Here is a 2,446-nt window from a genome sequence, read left to right as displayed (position 1 = left end):
GCAACCGCCCGCCTCGGCGCGGCGCTGGCCGCGGCGCTGCCGGCGCACGGCGGTCTGATCGTCCATCTGTACGGCGAACTCGGGGCCGGCAAGACGACGCTGGTGCGCAGCCTCCTGCACGCGCTCGGCCATCACGGCGCGGTGCGCAGCCCCACCTACGCGCTGGTCGAGCCGTACACGCTGGCCCGCGGACCGGCGTATCACTTCGATCTGTACCGGCTCGCCGATCCCGAGGAACTCGAATACATCGGCATCCGCGACTTCCTCGATGCCGATGCGCTGCTGCTGATCGAGTGGCCGCAGCGCGGCGGCGGCTTCGTGCCGGCGGCCGATCTCGTCGTGCAGCTCGATCACGCCGGCACGCAGCGGCACGCGACGCTCACGGCTGCGAGCGCGACCGGACAGGCGCTGCTGACGGCGCTGGAGCTGCCCGCCGCGCAGGTCTGATGCCGGTCGCACGCATCGCGCGTGCATGTCGGGTTTCCCCGTCGTCCCGGACCTTCCTGCACGAAGAATGAAGCTCTGAAGCGCGTGTATTCCTGCGTGACGGGCACGAAACGCAACGACTATCACTGTCGCAACAACCGAATGCAGAAAAGCCACAGCTTGCCCTGCAGATACGTGTCGTGCGTGTCATACTCCTGCGTATCTTTTCTGCCGCCCGTACACGCCCACGCCGATGCGCTCGTCCATCCGTCGTCTGGCCGTCCTCTGCCTGTCTCTCATCGCCGGTGCCGCCCTTGCAGCGCCGCAGGTGCGGGATGCGCGCGTCGCCGAAGCGCGCGATCGCGTGCAGCTGATCCTCGATCTGTCGGAACCGGCGCGCTACACGACGTATTTCGTCGATCAGCCGCCGCAGGTCGTCATCGACCTGCCCGACGCCGAGCCTTCCGATGCGCTGAAGGATCGCAGCTACTTCGGCAAGTCGAAGGCCATCCGCAGCATCCGCGGCGGCAAGCGCCAGGACGGCGGCATCCGGCTGATCGTGCGGCTCGACCAGCCGGCGCGACCGTCGACCTGGCTGATCCCGGCGGCCGACGGCAAGCCGGACCGGCTGGTGATCGAGATGCCGGCCGGCAAGGCGCAGGCACGCGGCGAGCGGCTGCCCGACATCGACTTCGAAAGCTCGCCGCGCACCGCCGGCCGGCCGGCCGAGCGGGCACCGCAGCGGCTGGCACGCGCCGTGCGCCGCGACATCGTCATCGCCATCGACCCCGGCCACGGCGGCAAGGACACCGGCGCGATCGGCCTGCGCGACGTGCGCGAGAAGGACGTCGTGCTCGCGATCGGCCGGCGGCTGGCGACGCTGATCGACCGCGAACCGGGCATGCGCGCGGTGATGACCCGCCGCGGCGACACCTTCCTGCCCCTGCGCTCGCGCATGAGCGTCGCACGCAAGCAGAAGGCTGATCTCTTCATCTCGATCCACGCCGACTCGGCCCCGAACGGCTCGCTCGCCAGCGGCTCGTCGGTGTACGTGCTGTCGACGCGCGGCGCATCGAGCGAGGCGGCGCGCTGGCTCGCCGATCGCGAGAACGCCTCCGACATGGCCGGCGGCCTGCGGCTGGCGGCCGCGCACGATCGCGAGATCGCCTCGGTGCTGCTCGACATGTCGCAGGGCGCGTCGATGGAATCGAGCCTCGACCTCGGCAAGCGCGTGCTCAACCAGCTCGATCACATCGGTCCGCTGCACTCGAACAGCGTCGAGCGCGCCGCCTTCGCGGTGCTGAAATCCCCGGACATTCCGTCGATCCTGATCGAGACCGCATACCTGTCGAATCCGGCCGAGGAATCGCGGCTCGCGAGCGACGAAGGCCAGCGCCAGCTCGCGCAGGCGATCATGGACGGCATCCGCGGCTATTACCGCAACCGCCTGCCGCACAGCGTCATGGTTGCCGATACCGACAATGCCCCGCGCAGCCGTGCCGGCGCCGATCGGGAGGACGATGGCGATGCCGCTCCGGCTGCCCGGCCGGCGGTCGCCCGCGCTGTCAGCAAACCCGAAGCCCGCAAGGACACGCTGCCGAAACTGACGCTGACCAGCTCCGGCCAGGAATCCCGGGCCGGCAAGGCCAAGGTCAAGCCCGATGCCGGCGCCAAGCCCGCGAGCCGCAACACGCCGGCCCCTGCCGCCCGCCCGGCCAGCGCCCGGCCGGCGGTCGCGCAGAGCAGCGCCAGTGCCGCAGCGCGCAACCACGTCGTGCAGCGCGGCGAATCGCTGCAGGACATCGCCCGCCAGTACCGGCTGCCGGTCACGCGCCTGCTGGCGATGAACCGCCTGCCGTCGAACCAGCTGCGCGTGCCGGCCGGCACGACGCTGGTGGTGCCGGGCAGCTGAGCCCGCGGCTCCGGCGACGATGCCGCAGCTGTAGCCGCCGGACAGACAGCGCCTGTCTGCATCTGCCGCGCTGACGACTGCACCATCGGTTCCCGAACTTGTCCGGAC

General features: G+C 70.7%; 2 protein-coding genes. Both read left to right on the top strand.

From position 1 onward, the window contains the following. Positions 1–447, top strand: a 447-nt coding sequence (gene tsaE / locus PKE44_RS18285) for a tRNA (adenosine(37)-N6)-threonylcarbamoyltransferase complex ATPase subunit type 1 TsaE (protein WP_324554099.1), incomplete at its 5' end; no start/stop codon positions are given. Positions 448–679: 232 nt separating this feature from the next. Then, positions 680–2,338 carry an N-acetylmuramoyl-L-alanine amidase gene (locus tag PKE44_RS18280; protein ID WP_324554097.1) on the top strand — a complete coding sequence of 553 codons (1,659 nt, stop codon included), beginning with the start codon at positions 680–682 and terminating at the stop codon, positions 2,336–2,338. Positions 2,339–2,446: the final 108 nt, after the last annotated feature.

Source organism: Plasticicumulans sp. (assembly GCF_035331805.1).
GTDB lineage: Bacteria > Pseudomonadota > Gammaproteobacteria > Competibacterales > Competibacteraceae > Plasticicumulans.
This window is presented reverse-complemented; position numbering and strand designations above follow the sequence as displayed.